At 43.8% G+C, this 21,132-nt stretch carries 16 protein-coding genes and 3 tRNA genes; 6 read left to right on the forward strand and 13 right to left on the reverse strand.

Annotated elements, in window-relative coordinates; genetic code table 11:
* Positions 1–52: 52 nt before the first annotated feature.
* The 8 genes from HXT34_RS03990 to HXT34_RS04025 all read right to left on the reverse strand — a co-directional run bounded on the left by HXT34_RS03990 (position 53) and on the right by HXT34_RS04025 (position 8,380).
* A tRNA-Ile gene (locus HXT34_RS03990) sits at positions 53–126 on the reverse strand.
* A gap of 896 nt (positions 127–1,022) precedes the next feature.
* A complete protein-coding gene (locus tag HXT34_RS03995; protein WP_415689299.1) occupies positions 1,023–1,703 on the reverse strand; it encodes an ECF transporter S component in 681 nt (226 codons plus the stop codon).
* 295 nt (positions 1,704–1,998) lie between these two features.
* Positions 1,999–2,070 (reverse strand) — tRNA-Glu (locus tag HXT34_RS04000).
* A 691-nt stretch (positions 2,071–2,761) separates the two neighbouring features.
* A complete protein-coding gene (gene trmB, locus HXT34_RS04005; protein WP_415687720.1) occupies positions 2,762–3,580 on the reverse strand; it encodes a tRNA (guanosine(46)-N7)-methyltransferase TrmB in 819 nt (272 codons plus the stop codon).
* Positions 3,581–3,738: 158 nt separating this feature from the next.
* Positions 3,739–4,197 (reverse strand): cell division protein SepF, encoded by a 459-nt coding sequence (locus HXT34_RS04010; protein WP_415683412.1) that lies wholly within the window; start codon positions 4,195–4,197, stop codon positions 3,739–3,741.
* A gap of 24 nt (positions 4,198–4,221) precedes the next feature.
* On the reverse strand, positions 4,222–5,433 hold the full coding sequence (ftsZ, locus tag HXT34_RS04015; RefSeq protein ID WP_116431860.1) for a cell division protein FtsZ: 1,212 nt from the start codon (positions 5,431–5,433) through the stop codon (positions 4,222–4,224).
* A gap of 202 nt (positions 5,434–5,635) precedes the next feature.
* A complete protein-coding gene (gene dusB / locus HXT34_RS04020) occupies positions 5,636–6,790 on the reverse strand; it encodes a tRNA dihydrouridine synthase DusB (RefSeq protein WP_421784474.1) in 1,155 nt (384 codons plus the stop codon).
* A 69-nt stretch (positions 6,791–6,859) separates the two neighbouring features.
* Positions 6,860–8,380 (reverse strand): glycine--tRNA ligase, encoded by a 1,521-nt coding sequence (locus tag HXT34_RS04025; protein WP_415683410.1) that lies wholly within the window; start codon positions 8,378–8,380, stop codon positions 6,860–6,862.
* Positions 8,381–9,023: 643 nt separating this feature from the next.
* Between HXT34_RS04025 and HXT34_RS04030 the strand changes: the two genes are divergently transcribed.
* Positions 9,024–9,410, forward strand: coding sequence for an MTH1187 family thiamine-binding protein (locus HXT34_RS04030; RefSeq protein ID WP_421784476.1), 387 nt, complete (start codon positions 9,024–9,026; stop codon positions 9,408–9,410).
* Between the two features lie 64 nt (positions 9,411–9,474).
* Positions 9,475–10,707 (forward strand): M20 family metallopeptidase, encoded by a 1,233-nt coding sequence (locus tag HXT34_RS04035; protein WP_421784478.1) that lies wholly within the window; start codon positions 9,475–9,477, stop codon positions 10,705–10,707.
* A gap of 17 nt (positions 10,708–10,724) precedes the next feature.
* On the opposite strand, the gene HXT34_RS04040 is transcribed toward HXT34_RS04035, so the two are convergent.
* The 3 genes from HXT34_RS04040 to HXT34_RS04050 are packed head-to-tail and all read right to left on the reverse strand — an operon-like array spanning position 10,725 to position 13,808.
* Positions 10,725–11,519 carry an isoprenyl transferase gene (locus HXT34_RS04040; RefSeq protein WP_421784480.1) on the reverse strand — a complete coding sequence of 265 codons (795 nt, stop codon included), beginning with the start codon at positions 11,517–11,519 and terminating at the stop codon, positions 10,725–10,727.
* Between the two features lie 2 nt (positions 11,520–11,521).
* Positions 11,522–12,268: a DNA repair protein RecO gene (recO, locus tag HXT34_RS04045; RefSeq protein WP_421784482.1), complete on the reverse strand. Its 747-nt coding sequence runs from the start codon at positions 12,266–12,268 to the stop codon at positions 11,522–11,524.
* Positions 12,269–12,311: 43 nt separating this feature from the next.
* Positions 12,312–13,808 carry a DivIVA domain-containing protein gene (locus tag HXT34_RS04050; protein ID WP_421784484.1) on the reverse strand — a complete coding sequence of 499 codons (1,497 nt, stop codon included), beginning with the start codon at positions 13,806–13,808 and terminating at the stop codon, positions 12,312–12,314.
* Positions 13,809–13,926: 118 nt separating this feature from the next.
* Here HXT34_RS04050 and HXT34_RS04055 point away from each other — a divergent pair.
* A tRNA-Val gene (locus HXT34_RS04055) sits at positions 13,927–14,000 on the forward strand.
* Between the two features lie 75 nt (positions 14,001–14,075).
* Here the strand turns inward: HXT34_RS04055 and HXT34_RS04060 are convergent.
* Positions 14,076–14,963, reverse strand: coding sequence for a PDZ domain-containing protein (locus HXT34_RS04060; RefSeq protein ID WP_421784486.1), 888 nt, complete (start codon positions 14,961–14,963; stop codon positions 14,076–14,078).
* 261 nt (positions 14,964–15,224) lie between these two features.
* Here HXT34_RS04060 and HXT34_RS04065 point away from each other — a divergent pair, with 261 nt between their 5' ends.
* The gene (locus HXT34_RS04065; protein WP_421784488.1) at positions 15,225–17,081 is read left to right on the forward strand and encodes a zinc-dependent metalloprotease; all 1,857 of its coding nucleotides are present in this window, start codon (positions 15,225–15,227) and stop codon (positions 17,079–17,081) included.
* 260 nt (positions 17,082–17,341) lie between these two features.
* On the opposite strand, the gene HXT34_RS04070 is transcribed toward HXT34_RS04065, so the two are convergent.
* A complete protein-coding gene (locus tag HXT34_RS04070) occupies positions 17,342–18,880 on the reverse strand; it encodes an ATP-dependent helicase (protein WP_421784490.1) in 1,539 nt (512 codons plus the stop codon).
* Positions 18,881–19,035: 155 nt separating this feature from the next.
* On the opposite strand from HXT34_RS04070, the gene HXT34_RS04075 reads away from it, so the two are divergent.
* Together HXT34_RS04075 and HXT34_RS04080 are read left to right on the forward strand one after the other, a co-directional pair.
* Positions 19,036–20,772, forward strand: coding sequence for a phosphotransferase (locus tag HXT34_RS04075; protein ID WP_421785452.1), 1,737 nt, complete (start codon positions 19,036–19,038; stop codon positions 20,770–20,772).
* 120 nt (positions 20,773–20,892) lie between these two features.
* A complete protein-coding gene (locus HXT34_RS04080; protein ID WP_004105154.1) occupies positions 20,893–21,111 on the forward strand; it encodes a DUF3107 domain-containing protein in 219 nt (72 codons plus the stop codon).
* Positions 21,112–21,132: the final 21 nt, after the last annotated feature.

Consider the following 21,132-nt stretch of genomic DNA (forward strand, 5'->3'; position numbering starts at 1 on the left):
TACAAAAATGCCACTTCATAAACCATAATGAAGTGGCATTATTAATATCTTGTGGGGCCTCAGGGGCTTGAACCCTGGACCGACGGATTATGAGTCCGCTGCTCTAACCGACTGAGCTAAAGCCCCACGCTAACAAAGTTAGCAACGACTAGATTAGCACATACCCATAAACGTAGGCAATTCAGTGAGTCGAATTTTTGACCTTGCTTAGGATTACTGAGCTTGAAATCCCGATGATTTCAAGCTCAGTCAAAACCCAAACAAACAAAAACAAAACCCACCACAAAACCACACCAACCAAAATCTGCCTCCGTCAATAACGACGAAGGCAGACCTCGCTTGCGTTGAAAGCACACTGTGCTTTCAACCTAAGCAAGCTCGACGCTCCGAGTTGCTTTCGCGCGTTAAATCGCAGCGCTCAAGCAGGTCGTTACTAACGCAGTCGACCATCTGCACCAGTAACAAAAAACGGCAGAAATTTTACGTGCTTGTAAAGAAAAAGCCGCCTACGCGCGCAATCCCGGCAGAAACTGTGCAGAGGTGTAAAGTAAAAGTCGCGAAATGACGGAATGGAGACAGAAACTTTACAGCCGCGCGCAGTTTATGCCGCTTACGTGAGCAATGCCGGCAGAAATTTTACAGGCGTGTAAAGGAAAAGTCGGCTACGAGCGAAGAAACGGCAGAAACTTTACGCGCGTGTTTGCAGTCAATAGAAAATGTCGAAAACATCGGTTGATTTGGTGTTTTCGACAGTTTTTCCTTGTGTTTCGTTTATTTCACCAAATGGTTTTGTGTTTTCGACATTTTTGTCTCGTATTCTGTCGATTTCACCAAATGGTTTGGTGTTTTCGACGGTTTTGGCTTGCGTGTAAAGCACAACCTAGTTTCTAAAGCACAGCCGTACTAACCTGCCCTGCCTCCGTCAATAACGACGAAGGCAGACCTCGCTTGCGTTGAAAGCACACCGTGCTTTCAACCTGAGCAAGCTCGACGCTCTGAAGGAGCTTGAAATCCCGATGATTTCAAGCTCGGTCAGAGCGTCCAGATGAGAAGTTATCAAGAGCACCAGTTTTGCGCAAAGCTAAATACACGAACCACACAAGCACTCCAGAAAGCAACAATCCACTAATAAGCTCATTAATCATATGAATAGTAATATAACTTGAAGCCTTAGCTTGATACTTAGTAAATGTTAAGAAAACTCCATACTCAAACGCTACTAATAATCCAGATGCAATGCTTAAAGTCAAATTAAACTTTCGCAAACGGAAAATTAAGAACGGAATCTCAGCAAACACACCCTGCAAAAGTGCAGAAATAAGCGTATCTCGCATATTAAACGGAGTTCCAAGAAGCACCTGTACAAATGCTGCAACAACATTTACATACACTGCAGAACCTGGCTTACGAATAAGCAAAACTGCAAGAGTTCCAGACAAATACCAAACACCATGCGTTATGCTTGCAAAACCAGGAAGAACAGCTGAATTCAAAGTACGAATCAAAGGAATAAACACCAAGCCATAGCCATACAAAATAACGCCAAAAACAGCAGCAAGAGCAGCACCTAACGCAATATCCGCAACACGCCAACGCATGCTTACAACCCTATTAATACTAGAAGCAGCATTACTATCTACTTTATCCGTTACACAATTAGATGATTCTAATCCATTATCATTTGTATTGAAAATATCGCTCATAGGAAATCCTTTTTTAAGCTGCTGCGCATTGTAAATTACTTAATTGAATACTTCCTGACCTACACAGCCCGGGCAGAAGCACCAATGAGAAAGTGTATCATCTCTAAAAAGCACAACATACCTTTTGTGATATTTAATACATTGTCGGAAGTTATACCTATTTATAAAAAATATGAAAGACTGATTGCTGCGCAACAATACGAAAAATAGAGGCAAGCGGCAAAAATAGAAATACGAAAATCATAAATACAAGAAACGAAAAACGCCGCTGAAAACCCAGCGGCGTTGTAATTTGTACCCCCTAAGAGAGTCGAACTCTTGTTGTCAGATTGAAAGTCTGGTGTCCTAACCGTTAGACGAAGGGGGCTTCGAACCAAACCATATAATATTAACACTCAAAAAAGAGTCGCGCAACTCACGGCGTGTTGAGGTTAAGTACGGCTTAATTGCGTGTGTGTTTCTTTTCCTTGGCGAAATGTGAGCAATGGGAATTACTAGCGCGACGACATGCTTGAGCGCTGCACAGCGCGCGCGAAAGCAATTCGGAGCGTGAGCTTGCTCAGACGGAAAGTCCAGTGGACTTTCCGTGCAAGCTCAGCCGAACGGCAATTAGCCGTGAGGACAGCGCTCCGCTCGTGTTTACCGTTGCGCGAGTTTTGGGAGATTTCTTTCCTCGCAAGTTCCCGTCCTTCGTCGCTCTGGCTGTTAAAGGCTTTACTGTCTGCTTTGTTCTTAAAAGAATGTTGCTTCCTCAGTCCTCTTTTATTGCTCGTAAAGAAATCCCCCAAACTCTGCGTGTTTAATCGTTAATAACCGTGTCTATCGCAGAGATTTTTCGATTTTTCTTCTTCGCTTGGCGAATCAGCAGCCTGCGGCTCTGACGTTCGCCGCGCTCAGTGCGAAAAATCTCAAATCTCTACCACACGAATATCCGTTCAACTAAAGTAACGCAATTAAGCTTCGGGCGAGTGTGTAGATAGGAGTGCTTGGTGTGGTGTGGGCAGCAGCACTAATGCTAGTGTTCACTAATCAACAGAAAAATCAATGTCGGCAGAACATTATTGTGCTAGGTAAGTGAAGTCGTGAATCGTGCGACCAGCTTCTAAGCCTTTACGCTCAAAATTCGTAAGAACGCGACCAGCAAAGCGTTCGGATTCGTTAAAATCTGCATGTGGAAGAGCTGCTGCAGTATCGGCAGTACCTTTTCCTACATGCTCAATTGGAAGACTTACTTTTAATTCGCCAATATTTGCGAAATCTTCGCGAGAATCCATAATCTCATGCACGTGCAAAGCATAGTCCTCAATATCTGTAGCAATGCGCCAAGCGCCCCCCTTGCGCAATGCATGGTGAATTGTAGAAGCAAGCTCTGGTTGTACTATACGACGCTTATGGTGGCGCATTTTAGGCCATGGATCCGGGAAGAATGTCCAAACTTCTTCTAAAACTCCGCAGTCGCACGCAGCAAAGAAATCAGGAGCGTTAATTTGTGCAATACGAAGATTAGTTAAACCTTGCTTTCCAGCTAAAAGCATTGTGTGAGCAACGCCTGGATCATAAACTTCAAGCGCCAAAAAGTTAGTTTCCGGCAAACGTTCGGCTGCAGCAACAATGTTTTCGCCTTGCCCGGAACCGATTTCAACAATAAGCGGATTATCATTGCCCCACTTATCTTTAATCCAATCATGCATAATGCGCAAATTCTCGCGCAATCTAAAAGAGCCAGGTGCTTCAGTAACGTCTAATAGGTACTGACTTGCATAACGCTCCTGAGCGTGCTGTAAACGCGCATCTAAGCGCCCAGAACGACGCACAAACGACAATACAGTGCGTTGCTTGGCTTGCATAGTGTTTTCGTTTTCATTTTCACTGCTCATTAGATTACTTTCGTTATTTGGGCTACATGCCTTTAGTTTAAATTCGTATGATTTAGTCATGCTCGAACGCATCGCTTTTATGCTACCAAAGAGTATAAAAAAGCAGCGAAAGTTGTTAAACAAACGCTGCTTAATTAATTCTTTAGCAAATACAATTTTTAGGAGAACAAATCACGCGCAGTATTGCCGTTCGGAGCGTCCTCTACTTTGATATTCACTTGTGCTGGGCTTAGCAAAAATACTCTAGGAGTTACGCGCTCAATAGAGCCACGAACGCCAAACACAACTCCAGCAGAAAAATCAACAATACGATACGCAACTGATTCAGTTACACCAGTAAGGTTCAAAACCACTGGAACACCGTCACGCAAAGCACGACCAACCATTTGCGCATCATCGTAAGACTTAGGATGAATTGTAGTAATACGACTCATACGACTAGCATTCGCACGAGCAGAACCACCACGCAAATCATTACCACGTTGCGACACAGCAGGAGTTACCGAGCGATCATTATCGAATGACGTTTCTTGAACATCAGATTCAGCATAATCATCGTCTTCAGGCACATCTGCCATACCAACGTATGACATCACGTTCTTCATAAAGCCAGCCATGAAGCAACCCTCCTCTCGTTACGCTTAACGCAGAAAATCAGGAATATCTAGTTCGTCAGGTTCAGCAGGCTGCTGTACAGGAGCTGCAGAAGGAGAATATTGCTGATTCATTGCAGGCTCAAACATAGAAGGCATGGAAGCAGGTTGTTCTACTTGTGGAGCAGCTTGAGCTTCCTCTTTGAAAGATGACGTAGACTGTGCAGGAGCTACAGGCTTAACATCTGCTTGCATATCAACAAACTGACCAGCTTTAGCTGAGGACTCCTCCGCCTTAGGATGGGAATCAAATCCAGCAGCAATAACCGTAACTCGAACCTCATCGCCGTAAGAATCATCCAAAGAAAGACCCCAAATAATTTGAGCTTCTGGATGAATAGCTTTACGAACAAGTTCAGTTGCAGCAGAAGCTTCCTGAAGCTTCAAATCACTTGGACCTGCGATATTAATCAAAGCACCATGAGCACCCTCAATGCTTTCTTCCAGCAATGGGGAGCTAATAGCAATTTCAGCTGCCTGAGTTGCACGATCCTCGCCCTTTGCAGCACCAATACCGAACAATGCGGTACCTGCTCCGCGAAGAACAGCTGTAACATCAGAGAAATCAACATGAATGTAAGAATTCATGGTAATTAAATCAGTAATGCCTTGCACACCTGCGAGCAATGCAGTATCTGCAGTCTTAAATGCTTCAATAATTCCAATAGTACGATCAGAAATTTCCAAAAGACGATCGTTTGGAATAACAATCAACGCGTCAACTTCTTTGCGAAGATTCTCGATACCAAGTTTTGCAGATGCAGCACGTTGCGGTCCTTCAAAACCGAATGGACGTGTCACAACAGCAATAGTCAAAGCACCTTGCTGATGAGCTGCACGAGCCACAATAGGGCTTGCACCAGTACCCGTGCCGCCGCCTTCGCCGCAGGTAACAAACACCATGTCAGCACCCTTGAGTGCCTCTTCAATGTCTGATTGATGATCCTGCGCAGCCTTAGCACCCTTTTCAGGGTCAGCACCAGCACCCAAGCCTCGGCTCGAAGCATCAGATAATGAAATCTTTACATCAGCATCAGAACGCAGTAAATCTTTAGCGTCAGTATTAATGGCCACAAACTCTACATTCTGTAGGCCCTCGCTGATCATCCGATTGACGGCGTTACCGCCGGCACCACCGACGCCGACTACCTTGATGATGGTTTTGTCGTTGAAATTGTCAGTCTGGGCAATCTCGCTCACCGTTATCTCCTGTCACTCACGCACGTTTACACAATATTTTAGCGCAAAACGCTCGATACTGACGACGTTTTCACAATAAACTGAAAAAATGTCACTGCTTTGATAATACACCGTGCTATATGCAAATATGAGCACAAGGTGATTTTAATAGAATATTCTCGAAATAATCAGTGCGAAAAAATGACGAAAGCCCTAGAAAACACTAGTAACTTGCATCCATTGGATCGTCACCAAATAACGCCTCTCGCTCTTCGTGACTAGTTGTACGAGAATCTAACCATCCATACGGCAAATGAACTTTTTTAGCAAATCTAACTCGCCCACGCGGCGTGTCTAACACTTTTTCTGGCAAACGAAGAGAACCGTCAAGCATATCGAGATTACGTTGAACATCCTCAATCGACTCGCACTCCATAAACGCTTTACGAGTGCCACCGCCAACAGGAAAGCCCTTTAAATACCAAGCAATATGCTTACGCAGGTCGTGAACAGCCATACGCTCGTCACCATCATAAAACTCAACTAAAAGATTCAAGTGACGCAAAATAACAGAACCAACTTCTGCCAAAGTAGGATTCACACGATTCTCGCTACCTTCGCAAGCATTGCGAATATCAGCAAACAACCACGGGCGACCCTGGCATCCTCGACCGATAGCAACGCCAGCGCAACCAGTTTCCTTAAACATTGCGAGCGCATCTTCCGCACCCCAAATATCACCATTGCCAAAAACTGGAATATCTAGTGCCTCTACAAGCTCGCCAATACGCGTCCAGTCTGCACGACCGCCGTAATATTCTGCAGTTGTGCGAGCATGCAAAGTTACAGCAGCGCATCCTTCTTCTTGCGCAATATGACCAGCTTGAATAAAGGTTTCATGATTCTCGTCAATTCCAACGCGGAATTTAGCTGTAACAGGGATTCCTGCTGGCTCACAAATAGAAACAACGCGATGCAAAATTTCTTGCAACAAATCAGTTTTCCAAGGAAGAGCAGAACCGCCGCCGCGTCGCGTCACTTTTGGAACTGGGCAGCCGAAGTTTAAGTCAACGTGGTCAGCCATGTTTTCGTCGACAACAATTCGAGCTGCTTGCTCTACAATAGAAGGATTTACACCATAAAGTTGCAAAGAGCGCACTTTTTCACTAGGAGCAAAACGGCAAAGTCTAAGAGCTTTTGGATTTCGTGCAACTAGAGCTCGCGCTGTAATCATTTCTGCTACATAAAGCCCGTCCGGACCAAATTCGCGGCAGATTACGCGAAATGGCCAGTTAGTGATTCCTGCCATTGGAGACAGAACAACAGGAGTTGCAATATGAACTTTCCCTAAATCCACTGGTTTTATAGAAAAATTCATATTGCTTTAACTCCGTTCACTTCAATAATAATTTTGTTTATTAATGCTTAAGCGCTACTTAAATGCGTATTAGTACAATCCGCCAGCAGTCGCGATTTTAACAGGCTCAGACTCGTCTTTGCCTGCTTCTTTAGCAATATCCGTAGCACCGTCAGCTGCACGAGTACCAACGATTTCAACAGGACCTTGCGGATACTTAACGCGCTTTTCGTTAATGCGGCTAGCAACGTAATCTGCAACCTTGTCCAAGGAAACACGCTCTTGTTGCATTGTGTCGCGCTCGCGAATTGTAACAGCATGATCTTCCAAAGTATCGAAGTCGACTGTTACGCACAAAGGAGTACCAATTTCATCCTCGCGACGGTAGCGACGACCAATAGCACCGGCTTCGTCGTAATCGATAACCCAATCATGCTGACGCAAATCTGCAGCCAAATCTTGAGCAACAGCTTGCAATTCTGGCTTCTTGCTCAAAGGCAAAACTGCAGCTTTAACAGGAGCCAAACGAGGATCAAGTCGAAGAACAGTGCGCTTGTCAACTCCGCCCTTAGTGTTTGGAGCTTCGTCAACGTCGTAAGCATCAACCAAGAATGCCATAAGCGAGCGCGTAAGACCAGCCGCAGGCTCAATAACGTAAGGCACATACTTTTCGCCAGTAGCCTGGTTGAAGTAGCTCAAATCCTCGCCGGAATGCTTAGCGTGAGCAGACAAATCGTAGTCAGTACGGTTTGCAATACCCTCGAGCTCTCCCCAATCCGAACCTTGGAAGCCGAATTTGTATTCAATATCGACAGTGCGCTTGGAATAGTGGCTGAGCTTCTCCTTAGGATGCTCATACATGCGCAAGTTTTCTGGCTTAACGCCCAAATCCACATACCAACGCACGCGAGTGTCAATCCAATACTGGTGCCAAGCTTCGTCGGTTCCAGGCTCTACGAAGAACTCCATTTCCATCTGCTCAAACTCGCGAGTGCGGAAGATGAAGTTTCCAGGCGTAATTTCGTTACGGAAAGACTTACCAATATTTGCAATACCGAAAGGTGGTTTTTGACGAGTAGAAGTCATGACGTTCTTAAAATCAACGAAAATGCCCTGAGCTGTTTCTGGACGCAAATAATGCAAGCTATTTTCGTCTTCAACCGGTCCCAAATGCGTGCGAAGCATCATGTTGAAGTCACGTGGCTCAGTCCAGTTTCCGCGAGTACCACAATCTGGGCAAGCAATGTCTTTTAAGCCATTTTCTGGCATTTTGTCGCCATGCTTTTCAGCATAAGACTCTTCCAACTTATCTGCACGATGACGCTTATGGCAATTCAAGCACTCAATCAAAGGATCGTTAAACACAGAAACGTGACCGGAAGCAACCCACACCTGTGAAGGCAGAATAACGGAAGTATCCACACCAACAACATCTCCACGCGTGGTAACCATGTAGCGCCACCATTCGCGCTTGATATTATCTTTTAACGCAACGCCAAGCGGGCCGTAATCCCACGCGGAGCGCGTGCCACCGTAAATTTCGCCGGCTGGGAACACAAATCCTCGACGCTTAGCCAAGGACACGACTTCATCAAGCTTTGAAACAGCCACAATACACCTTTTCGTAAAACTAGAAAATTCGGGTGAAAACGTTGCTATTATAGAAAAACCCTGTGACGCTTGTAGAAAACATAAATATTGCAGTTCGTTTGCTGTGGCGCGAGTTTCGGGGCTGGTGTTTGGCTGGCGGATTTTTGAAGTGGTTGTGAGTGGTGGGGTTGCTTGTCTCGCAGCGCTCCGCTCTTATACCTTATTTTGACTTAGCGGTTGCGTAGTTAAGTTTAGTTTTTTACTTACTTTTTCTGCAGAAATAGTATTCGTCAACGAGATTATTACTATCGTTCCGCTTTTATATTGCTCGACCAAGCAACACCCACCCCTCACTCGTTAATTCACTCACAGTCGTTTTTGGTGTGGTAGGAAAGAGTGTTTGGCGTGGCGTCTGCAGCAGCAATGACGCTAGTGTTCGCTATGAATAAATACTCAACGTCTGCAGAGCACAACTGCAAAACTTCATAAACGTGCAAGCATCCAATAAGTGCGAAAAATCTCAAATCTCTACCACACGAATATCCACATGACTGAATAACGGAACAATCAAGAGGTAATATAAATTATAAGTTTGGTGACGCATTGTTTTGCGTTACATTTTGCTAAATTTGCGTATGATTAAGATTTTAAAGGAATTGTTACTATGAGTGAAAATAATAACGAGAATACAAACGACCACGCAAACGCTCACAAAACTAACACGGTTGCGGCGCTCTGCATCTTTCCAAGCGGAGTCGGAGAAGAGCTGAGCGAGTACGTGGCAGATGCCGTACAAGTAATTCGCGATTCTGGATTAAAAAACGAAACTAACGCAATGTTCACGAATATTGAGGGCGAATTTGATGACGTTATGCGCGTTGTGAAAGATGCTACGATGGCACTGGTCAGCAAAGGATACCGCACTGGGGTAATCCTAAAATTAGATATTCGCCCTGGTTTTAGCAATCAACTTGACGCAAAAGTCGATCTTGTAGACAAAATTCTCGACGAACGAAATAAAGAAGAATACGAACGAAATAAAGAAGAATAAAGTTAAAATCAAATAATCTCAAAACTCAAAAAAGTTATAATAAAACAAAAGAAAGCAGGAATTTATGCTGCAACTTACGGCAGTTCAGAAAATATTATCCGATTTAGATGAAACCCAAAGAGAACGAGAAAAACAATACAAATACTTTCATCAACATCCTGAACTGTCAATGAAAGAAGATCATACAGCTCAAACAATTATTGATATTCTTAGCAAAGCTGGGATTGAAACAAAGCGAGTTGGAAAAACAGGCGTTGTGGCAGAGATTAAAAACAGCGAAGGTCCTGTTGTTGCTATGAGAGCGGATATCGATGCGCTTCCAATTAAAGAAAATTCAGGAAAAGATTACACTTCAACAGTTAGCACGCAAGACGAAAATGGCAAAACGGTTGGAGTTTCACACGCTTGCGGTCACGATTTTCATATTTCCAGCCTACTTGGTGCCTTGAAGGCTTTTAATGAGCATAAAAATGCTTGGAAAGGAACGTACATTGGCGTTTTTCAGCCTGGAGAAGAAACAGCTCAAGGCGCAAAAGACTTGGTGGAAAATGGCATTACGAGTATGATTGCAAAGCCCGACGTTTACCTTGGTCAGCATGTGTTGGGTGCTATTCCTGCAGGAACAGTCGGTATCCGTTCGGGCGCGTTCTTAACTACTGCAGCTTCGATTCGCGTGCACATTTTTGGTAAAGGTTCACATGGTTCTATGCCTGAGTTGAGCGTTGACCCTGTGGTTGTTGCTTCATCAATTGTGCTTAAATTGCAGACGATTGTTTCTCGCGAACTTGCAGCTAAAGATTACGCAATTGTTACAGTTGGCGCGCTTAATGCAGGAAGTAAGTCGAATATTATTCCTGATGATGCCGAGCTTTTAATTAACACAAGAACTTATAGCGAAGATACTCAAAAATTTGTGCACAATGCTATTGAACGAATTGTGCGTGGAGAGTGCAAGCTTGCAAGATGTCCTAAAGAACCAGAGTTTACGTATTATGATTGCTATCCGCTTACAAATAATGATCAGAATGCATCTTTGCGCGTGCGTAAAGCTTTTGATGAATACTTTGGAGAAGATTCTGTAGATATTTCGCGCGCTTCTGCTTCGGAAGATTTTTCTATAGTCGCGAACGCTTTTAAAACTCCTTACGCTTACTGGGGCTTAGGTGGTTTTGCGGATATGCAGAATGCTCCTGGAAATCACAATCCGGCATTCGCCCCAGATTTGCAGCCCACTCTTAATCGCGGATTAGAAGCTGCAGTTGTGGCAGCTTGCGCTTGGCTCACTAGCGAAAAGTAACAAATCTTAGTGAGATACTAGGCGTTTTTTACGCCACCAAATCTGCGGTCACGATGCGCATAACGGTCAATCGATCTCCACAGCGCTTCGCGGCCGTAATCCGGGAATAGTTCCGGCACAAAATCAAGTTCCGCGTAGGATGCTTGCCACGGTAAAAAGTTGCTGGTGCGCTGCTCGCCGGAAGTGCGAATCACCAAATCGCAATCTGGAATATCCGGATTATACAAGTGCTCAGCAATCATTTTTTCACTTACGCGATCGCCCTTAATTTTGCCGTCTCGAATTTCTTTCGCAATTTGCGCGCAAGCATCCGCAATTTCTGCACGACCGCCGTAATTTATGCAAAAAACAACGTCAATAGTTTTATTATTTTTGGTGATTTCTTGCGCTTTTTCCAACTCGTCAATAACAGACTTCCACAAACGAGGGCGCCTTCCTGACCAACGAACGCGCACTCCCCACTCGTTCATTTGCGCAACTCGCCTATGGATAATTTCCCTAGAAAATCCCATTAAAAAGCGCACTTCTTGCGGAGAGCGCTTCCAATTTTCGGTAGAAAAAGTGTATAAGCTTAAGTAGCGAACTCCTGCTTCTATAGCTCCTGCAATAACGTCAAAAACTACCGGTTCTGCAGCTTTGTGACCTTCGGTTCGAATCATTCCGCGCTCTTTTGCCCAGCGTCCGTTTCCGTCCATAATCACACCGACATGACGAGGCACTTTGCCCTTAGGAAAATCTGGTATGCGAGAAGGGTCACTAAAAGGAGCCGCTGGAATATTAAGCGACGTATAATCCACGTTTTCAAAAGCCATACTTACGAATGTAACAACCCCATCGAACGAATAGGTCGCTCAAGATAATATTCAGCCCATTGCTGAACGCATCGCATAGTAGAAGAATCAACCGACACTCCGTCAAGAACAGACCAGTTTCCTTGTGCAAGCGCACACAATTGCAAACGAGTCGAATTAGCACAAACTATTGAATCCGGAGTGTGATCGCTTGCACACATCATCCCACCTGCGCAAGGCGAAAAATAGCATAAATCTTCATTTTTGCCACATACAACACAAGCCTGTAGCCGCGGAGACCACCCAGCTAATGACAATGCTCGCAATATATACGACATGCCAATAGCATTAGGAGAATGCTTATGCTTAGACAATGAAAGTAAAGCCGCAGTAAGTAGACGATACTGCCCTAGCGTATCTTGATATTCACGCCTGTATTCATCTGTATATTCGTTAGAAACAAGCAAATCCACAACTTCAAGCATGACGTTTGCATACTCATAGGACGTATAATCTGCACAAATTTCGCCAGCATAAGCAGCAATAGAAACAGCCTGCGAGATTACATCCAAAGATTTACCTTGCGCAAGAAGCAAATCGACACGCATAAGCGGCTCAAGACGACCGCCAAAACGTGATTTAAGCCTACGAACTCCCTTCGCAACAGCACGAACTTTGCCATGCCGCTTAGTAAGAAGCACAATAATCCTATCCGCTTCACCTAAAGGAAAAGTACGAAGCACAACAGCTTCATCGCGATACAATGGCATAAATCAAACTATATCTTTTTTAATAGTTAGTTTAATAGTTAGATTAATTACGATCGTTATTTTCCGAATCGTCGTCACTTTGAGAAGAGCTACCGAAATTAGTAGATTCATCAATATGACCAATAATTGGGAATGACAAATCTGGAATATCTAAACTCAATGGCTTACTCGGCTGCAAATTAGAAACATGCAACTCCGGAATATTAAGCGAGGAATGCTGCGACGAGTGCTGTGCAGGATCTTGAGGAGCAAATGATGGAATTGACTCAGCCGGAGCAGGAGCCGGTGCAGGCGAATTATTGCGATTACGAGCTGCAGGAGTGAAAGAAGGAGGTAGCACAGAAGCTTCAGAAGAGTTTCGCATTACTGTAGCGCTTTGCAAAAGCTCGTCATTGCTATCAGTATCGTTAAGAACATTAGAAGGCTTACTTGCAGCAGCATGAGGTGTAAATATCGCACGCTCAGACTTATTTAACGCTTCAAACGAATCATTAGAATCTTGATTAGCATAATCTACAGGAGCAAAAATGCTTTGTTTATCATGATTTGGCACGCTAGGTATTGAGCGAGGTGCAATCTTAGGCAATCTATCCGCAGTGTCTTCATCTTCCACAGCATCCTCAACAGGTTTGAATATTGAAGAAGCTGAAGAATCAGCAGATGCAGCAGCTGCAGCAGAAGCAGCACTGAAATCAGATGCAGGCTTTATTGAAGGAGCAAATGATGGAACAGGCTCTTCATAATGGTTATAAGATTCCGTAGATTCTGAAGATTTAGCAGGCTCTTCAGCTTTAGTTACAGGAATAACAGAAGGTGGAATGGAAGGAGGAACAGAAGCAGGAGCAGAATAAGATTCAGATTCTTCTCGAGAGTATGAAGAACTACTATTATCCGCATCAACATACTGTTCTACACGCTCAAAAGATTCCAAGCTGCTAAGCAAACGCACACAAGCGTTTAAATAGTAGTCAACTTGGCGCTCATCATAACCGTGCTTACCGTTCTTTTGCGTAAAAATCACATTAGAAACATAAGCAGAATCAATATCTTGCAATGTTTCTTTGTCGGTTTCCCACTCAAGCTCATGACCAAGCATAAGAGCAATCTTATCTAACGCTTGATCGACCATAATATCCACTTGTTTACGCGCATAAGACGGGCGACGCGAAGAACCACTATCAAAACGATCGCGATAATCTCTTTGAGCATGTTGCAAAAGTTTACGATAAAGCGCTTCTACGCGAGCTTTCCATGCAACTCGTCCACATTGCGCCAATTCTTGCTCAGTGCACTTATCTACTACCGCACGTTCCAAACGCGACAACGCAGCATCAACTTGACCAATAACGTAACCATTACGCTCCAAGTCAAAAGAAACCTCTTGAATATCTTTCTGAGTGAGTCGAGCTTCATCACTTTCGTACAAAGTGTGAGCGCGCTCTAGAAAAGCATTCACCTGCGCAACGTTATATCCTAACTTACGCTTACCCACACGCTCCATCGCTGAAGCATTACGAGTGGTATCAGGTTTCTGAGCCATCGAATATCGACCTCCTGAGCACATGTTCTTATTCAGTATACTGTACGCGATTGTTACGACGCGCGCCACACGTTGCATTCGTACACACCATCATGTATGTTTTTAATTTGTTGCGAACGGGCGATTAGCTCAGCTGGCTAGAGCGCCACCTTTACACGGTGGATGTCGGGGGTTCGAGTCCCTCATCGCCCACTTTCTGCTTTTGTTTATTTTCTATTTTATTTGGTTTGTAGTTTTATTTGGTTTCTTTTTATTTGGTGTGTAATTTTATTTCACATTGCAGCTTGGCAGTTTATCTGCCCCGCGACCAGAACCAATAGATTTTAATGCTTTGTAAGCATCATCCAATGTTTTTACACTTACAACGCGCAAACCTTGTGGCACATGCCCAACAACTTCATTGCAATTATCGTAAGGCGCTAAGAACCAAGTAGCTCCATCTCTTTTAGCTGCAATCATCTTTAAACGAATACCACCAATTGCACCAATTTTTTGCGATTTTTCAATAGTTCCAGTTCCAGCTATCGTCTTACCACCAGTTTCTTGTTCAGGAGTAAGCTTGTCAAGAATTCCTAGAGTGTACATCATTCCGGCAGACGGCCCACCAATATCTTCAATATGTAAACGAACTTTTACATCTTCTTTTTTAATTCCAAGATGCTTAGACGCATACTGCAACGCAACATTTTGAGCAAGGCTTTGCGAATCATCCATCTCGTTAGTGGATTCCTTCTCATACTCTTCAGCGCTCTGCCCTACTGGCACAATAGCTTCACGAGGCAACAAACTTTTATGAGGATCCATCCATGAAATCAATGAATAAAATGTTGAAACCTCATATCCAGGAACACCAGAAACATTTACAGTAATCAACAATAACTTACCAGTATCATTATTCTCTTTTACTCGAGAACCAGACATATCAATCACAGGAGTATTTGATAGGGATCCTAAAACATCCTGCGTTGGACCAGGCTCTTCTACAACGTATGCGCTTGGAAGTGACAACGCAAAAATCGCAACAATTACTGTAAAGAATCCTGCAAAATATCGCAAAGAATGCGAAGTAATGTACGAAACTAAAGCGTGAAGCAGCGATCGCAAGAATCTAAAACACGCACGGAATACATTAGTACCTGTAGAAAAGCGAAACATGCTTGTATCATGACACAAGCCCTATATAGTTTTGCTTTAAAATATATTTGCGTGCAAGTTGTAGCGCATAAAACCATATTATCGAGTAGAATATTTGTATTAAAAAAATATTTTTATTAAGAAGATGCGCTAAACTCGCATATAAAGACGTGTAAAATACGTATAAATACTTATAAAATACGTATAAATACATGCAGATACGAAACGTATAAAAATAAAAACTGTAAATTATGCAACACGTGGCACGAGAAGGATACGCTCATGAATGACGATGCAATTCACCAATGGCTCATTGAATGCTTTGGGCCAATACAAGGAGAAGAAGCATGGAAACAGCTTGATCAGCTTCCTTTTGAGCTACGCGAACAACTCTTAAATCAGAATCCAGATAAGCTTCCTAAACCAGACGAAGTTCGCGGAATGATGCAAGCTTTCAGCGCAGGCGGTCTTAATAATCCGTACGAAATGGAAGCAACACTTGAAGAAGGGCCAATTAATCGCAAGTTAGCGCAATCTATTGCTTTACAGCACGCTAATGGCGATCAAGGAAATGTAAATGCAGACGTAGCAGATGCCACACGAAGAGCTTTAAGCCAAGCGAACTTGTGGCTAGATATAACGTGCAATTTCAATCCTGCTCCTGGAACGCCAGAAGTATTGTCTAGAGCTGATTGGGTAGAAAAAACGCTTGAAGCTTGGGTTAAATTCGCTAATCCTGTTGCAAAATCAGTAAACGAAGCACTCACTTCTGTTATTGAAGAGCGATTCCGTGATGTGGATGATGCTGAAGTAAAAGGATTATTTGCAGGAGTTGTGCCGATTCCGCTGCCTGAAGGAATGAATAATCCAGCGCAACTCATGAAACTGCTTGGAAACACTTCGTTTGCTATGCAACTGGGTCAAGCAGCTGGAGCACTTTCGCACGAAGTGCACGGCAGTTTTGATCAAGGTCTTGCGCTTTTGCAAAATCCTGCAGGCGGATTAATTCCATACAACTGCATTGAGTATGCAAAAGTGTGGGAGTTGGATATTACAGAGGTCATGAATTATTTGGCTTTGCGAGAAGCTGCACACGCAAGATTATTTGCATCCGTGCCATGGCTTATGCCACGATTTGAAGCGCTGATTATTAAGTACGCAAACGGAATAAGCATTGATTTAGAAGCTATGGAAGAACAGCTTCGCGACGTGGAAACAATGAATCCGGAAGCAATTTCGGGAGCTGTTAATTTGCAAAATATCGGCAGCAATGATTCTGAAGAGCAGCGTCAAGCTTTGCATAGTTTGGAAACTTTACTTGCTCTTGTTGAAGGTTGGGTTGATTGCGTTACATGGCAGTCTGGAATGGCTCATATTGTGCACATTGAGCAATTGCGAGAGATGATGCGTCGCGAGCGAGCTGCAGGAGGACCTGCAGAAGTGACGTTTGAATCGTTACTTGGTTTGCATTTGCGACCTCGCCGTATGCGTGAAGCATCGCAATTGTGGGAAAAGTTGACTCGCGAGCGCGGTATTGAAGAGCGAGATAGCTTGTGGAGTCATCCAGATTTGTTGCCAACTTTGCCGGAAGCTAGCGAAGTTACGAAGAATGCTGGTGCTGGTAATGCTGGTAACGGCGCTGGTAACGAAAGTGACGGCGCTGGTAACGATACTGGTAACGCTGGTAACGCAGGTGACGAAGTTACTAAAGAAATCGATGCGGAGGATGCAGCAAAAACTGCTGCAAAAAATGCAACAGAAGCTCAGTCTAACCAAACTAGCGAAGTAACTGAAAAAACTAGCGAAACTAGTGAAGCAACTGAAAAAACTAGCGAAACTAGCGAAACTAGCGAAAGTCACGAAAGTGCAGACAGTTACGAAAATAATAAAAATACTGATAACGCTATCGAAAATAAGCCTATCGAAAAATCTTTTGAAAAATTAACAGAAGACGATTTAGGCACAAATGATTGGGATGCTGAACTTAGCAAGCTTTTGGAAGAGGATGCGCGCCAAAAGAAGCAAAACAGCGAAACCGATAACGAAACCGGTAATTCCGACGAAACTGGCAACGAAACTGGTAACGAAACCGGTAACGAAACCGGTAATTCCGAAGAAACTGGTGCTGACGGCGAATAAAACTCCTGTAAAACTCCTGATCCAACAACAATCCAGCTAAATAATCGACCTCAACGCGCAAAACGGCAGAAACTGTGCAGTCGTGTAAAATTTATGCCGCTTCCACGCCAAAAAACGACAGAAACTGTGCAGCCGCGTAAAGAAAAAGTCGGCTACGCGCCAAAAAACGGCAGAAACTGTGCAGCCGCGTAAAGAAACGGTCGGCTACGCGCCAAAAAACGGCAGAAACTTTACACGAGCATAAAATTTATGCCGCGAGATTAAGCAAGAAAGCGGCTAGGCACGCGATTCATGCCAGTTCCACTGTCTTTTCTAGAAGCGTAAGAAAGATGCAAAGTCTTTTCTGCGCGAGTTATTGCAACGTACATAAGTCTGCGCTCTTCTTCCAAAGCACTGTCATCAGCCGCAGAGCCAAAAGGAATAAGCCCTTCAGAACAGCCAATTACGTAGACATGCGCAAACTCTAAACCTTTAACAGCATGAATAGTTGAAACAGTAACAGTTGAAATATTAGAAGATGCAAAAACGTCAGAAATACCTTGAGCACCATAGCTTTGCGCATCCTCTAAAACATTTCGCTGCCACCCCACGTCTTTTCTCACGCGATACGGAAGTTTTGCTGCTTTTAACGCTTTACAAACTACTTGCTGTTGAGCATTGGTTCTCGTTAGTATTGCGCACTCCCCAAGATGCGCAACGCCGCTTTTTACAAGTTTTGCAATTTGCTCAACCACGCCCAAAGCTTCTTCAACATCGGTTGCAAAAACTTGCTGACTAACGCGAACGCCACCTTTTGTTACCGCCTTAACTTTTACGTAATCCTTTTTATGCACAGAAGCCGCAAGCACTCTATTAGCAAGACCTACGATGCGTTCTGTGGAGCGGTAGTCAGTATTCAAACTAATATCTGCACCAAGAGGAGCAAATTCTTGCGGAAATGAAAGCAAATAGTAACTATTCGCACCTGCAAACGAGTAGATTGTTTGCGCAGGATCGCCCACTACGCAAATATCGCGGTTTTGCCCCATCCATAATCGCAATAATTCGTGCTGTAAAGGAGACACATCCTGATATTCATCAACTGTGATCCATCCGATTGATTGCTTAATACGGTTTGCAGCTTCCGGAAAATTTCGTAAAATATGGCAGCAAAGTAGAAGAATATCGTTAAAATCTATGCAATTATGCGCATTTTTTTCGGTTTCGTAAGCTTCATATATATCGACAAATTGCTGAGGCTCTAAACCTGCAGGAGGCAAACGGTGCGTAGAAGCGCACACACGCAAGTAATCGTCAGGCGCAATAAGCGAAACTTTCGCCCAATTAATTTCTGCCAAAATATCGCGAGTTTGCAACAAAGTCATGTCTGCAAAATCCGGATAACGCTTAAGCGCAGAAGCTATGATTTGCTGAGAATCATTCATAATTGATGGAAATTGTGCGGAACAGACGTCGTTCCACACGCTGCGAATTTGTTGCAAAGCCGCAGAATGAAATGTTGAGACGCATCCAACATTACTTACACCAAGAGCCTCAATACGCGATCTCATTTCCGCAGCTGCTTTTACAGAAAAAGTAACTGCCAAAACTCTTTCAGGATCCCACTTACCACTAGCGCAAGCATACGCAATTCTGCGCGTAATAGTGCGCGTTTTACCAGCTCCTGCACAAGCTATAATGCGCACAGGCCCTTCTAGCGCGGTAGCAGCTTCGCGTTGCGAATCATCCAACCCGTCTAAAAGTACTTCTGGAGAAGTCACTTGCGAAGTCACTTGCGAAGTTTCTGGTGAAGAATTCATAATTCTATTGTTGCAGCAATAACAACGCTTACGCAACAAGAATAAAAATATGTGTATAACTTACAAAAAATTGGCAAAATTTCGGTGCTTTGTATTACTGTGGGAGTGTGACACAACTCAGTAGATTCAAGTTGGCAGCACTGGCATCTGCAGCCATGCCCGAAGTACAGTTTGCAGGAACACGCCAAAGTGAGCAAGTTAATGCCACTGATACCGCGGCTGGAATTTCTCACGCCGTTGTGCAAGATATTTCCGGTAAACTTTACGACGTTTTTATCAGTGCAGATAGTAAAGGTCGCAAGCGTTTGCGTGACCGAGCTCGTGCAGCATGGACTCTTGAGCACAGTAAAGATTTGGCAGCTTTGGGATTTGCCTACGACACTATGCTCACGTTTATGCCAGGAAAACGCGAAGATGCCAATAATAACGCTGGAAATGTTGCAAATAATGTAAACGCTGGAAATTCTACAGTTGCTGGCACTCAGCAATATGCACAACAGCAATACGCACAGCAGCAACCTACGCAACAGCAATCTACACGAATGTCAAGCATTATTGCCAACGACAACGATGAAGACACTGTTCTTGTTTGCGAGCATCTTGAAGGTAGCGCTCGCGACTTGCGTCTTCTCACTACCGACGATTGCGCAAATGTTGGAACTGCAATCGGCGCTATTCATCGCTTGCGCCCTACTTTCGTGACGCGCGGAAAATACCCTGCTTTTACTACTGGTCAGATTCGAGCACAGTTAACCGGTTGGATTAAAAGACTTCGTCAAGCCGGCCATATTCCAACCGAAATTACTGACAGTTGGTCGAGAGTGTTGGAAACTGAAGGATTGTGGTCATTTGAAACTTGCCCAGTACACGGCGGTTTTATGGATGGCGACATTTTGTTTGCCGGCTCAACGATTACTGCTGTAACAAATTGGCAAAGAATGCAAATTAACGATCCTGCACGCGATTTGGCTTGGATTTTTGCAAAACTTAACGAGCAGCGCCGAAACGCAGTGCTTTCTGCATACGGTAGAATTATGGGTTCTCGTTTAGATAGTTTGATTATGCTTCGCGCAAACTTGTGGCTGCAAATGGAACAAGTTGGCGATTTTGTTCAAGCTTTGCAACGTGCAGATAACACCAGTATTATGCGTTTTAAGGCTCAAGTTGAGCGTTTAGCGCACGAGCTTAGTCGTATTAGCAATGCACAAGCTGCTAAAACTGGCCGTGCTGCAGGAAATCCTGCCTCGACTATTACAGTCGGAACGCTTCTTGAAAATGACAATACGCAAAGTCGCCAAATTTCTAAGAATAATTCTGCTGAAAATCAACTAAACGCTGGAAATAGCGACGAAACTAATGAGCGAGACATTACTTCAGAAGGAAATACTGAATTAAATAACGCTCAAGACGAAACTTACGATAGCAACAAAACTATAAGCGACGATACTCATGAGCGCAAAGTTCAGTATGCTGGCACACACGCAGCTAACGCTGAGGAGGCTGAAAAAGCAGCACAACTCGCTGACGACACAGCAACTCAAGTAATTACTCATGTAGAAACTCAAACAGCACACGAAACCGCAGAAACTATTGTGCAAACTGCAATGAGTAAATCTGCTGATAGCGATGCTAATGATGAGCCTGAAAACGTTAGTAACGCTGGTGGCGCTGAGGTTGCTGAGAGTAAGGATGAAGCTATAGCTGAAAGCGACAGTAAGGTTGATAGCGCAAACGAGACTTCTTCGGACTCAAATACTTCTTCGGACTCAAAACTTTCTGAAGATGCACAAAAAAATACGCGAGAAGATGACGATAAACCAGAAACCGTAATCATCCCTCTACTAGAGCGTGAAGAACGAGCGATGCGCGACGCACAAGCAGACTTAGACTAAAATAAATACACGAAAATGCTAAATATTAAATGAAGTAAATACTGAAGTAAACGCTGAAGTAGATACTAAGTACTAATTAAAACGATAAATAGCATAAAAAATAAAGCAAAAGGAGCATGTATGCGAGTTGTTTTAGGAGTAAAAAACGTTTCTGATTCCATCGATTTTGAAACCAACCAAAGTGCAGAAGAAGTGCGCAAAGTGATTAACGATTCCAAGGATATGCTTGAGTTTACGGACGTAAATGGGCGCACTATTATGGTCTCAGCTTCGTCGCTGTCATACGCGCTAATCGGCGATACGCCAAAGCATTCAGTAGGCTTCGGCGCGCTCAACTAAAATAACGGAATTCCGCGAAAA

The organism is Gardnerella sp. DNF00983 (genome assembly GCF_049244265.1).
Taxonomy (GTDB): domain Bacteria; phylum Actinomycetota; class Actinomycetes; order Actinomycetales; family Bifidobacteriaceae; genus Bifidobacterium; species Bifidobacterium vaginale_J.

Coding starts and splice junctions, on each gene's coding strand:
- HXT34_RS03995 (WP_415689299.1), bottom strand. CDS start 1,703: ATGAGCGATATTTTCAATACAAATGATAATGGATTAGAATCATCTAAT.
- trmB (WP_415687720.1), bottom strand. CDS start 3,580: ATGAGCAGTGAAAATGAAAACGAAAACACTATGCAAGCCAAGCAACGC.
- HXT34_RS04010 (WP_415683412.1), bottom strand. CDS start 4,197: ATGGCTGGCTTTATGAAGAACGTGATGTCATACGTTGGTATGGCAGAT.
- dusB (WP_421784474.1), bottom strand. CDS start 6,790: ATGAATTTTTCTATAAAACCAGTGGATTTAGGGAAAGTTCATATTGCA.
- HXT34_RS04030 (WP_421784476.1), top strand. CDS start 9,024: ATGAGTGAAAATAATAACGAGAATACAAACGACCACGCAAACGCTCAC.
- HXT34_RS04035 (WP_421784478.1), top strand. CDS start 9,475: ATGCTGCAACTTACGGCAGTTCAGAAAATATTATCCGATTTAGATGAA.
- HXT34_RS04040 (WP_421784480.1), bottom strand. CDS start 11,519: ATGGCTTTTGAAAACGTGGATTATACGTCGCTTAATATTCCAGCGGCT.
- recO (WP_421784482.1), bottom strand. CDS start 12,268: ATGCCATTGTATCGCGATGAAGCTGTTGTGCTTCGTACTTTTCCTTTA.
- HXT34_RS04050 (WP_421784484.1), bottom strand. CDS start 13,808: ATGGCTCAGAAACCTGATACCACTCGTAATGCTTCAGCGATGGAGCGT.
- HXT34_RS04060 (WP_421784486.1), bottom strand. CDS start 14,963: ATGTTTCGCTTTTCTACAGGTACTAATGTATTCCGTGCGTGTTTTAGA.
- HXT34_RS04065 (WP_421784488.1), top strand. CDS start 15,225: ATGAATGACGATGCAATTCACCAATGGCTCATTGAATGCTTTGGGCCA.
- HXT34_RS04070 (WP_421784490.1), bottom strand. CDS start 18,880: ATGAATTCTTCACCAGAAACTTCGCAAGTGACTTCGCAAGTGACTTCT.
- HXT34_RS04075 (WP_421785452.1), top strand. CDS start 19,036: ATGCCCGAAGTACAGTTTGCAGGAACACGCCAAAGTGAGCAAGTTAAT.
- HXT34_RS04080 (WP_004105154.1), top strand. CDS start 20,893: ATGCGAGTTGTTTTAGGAGTAAAAAACGTTTCTGATTCCATCGATTTT.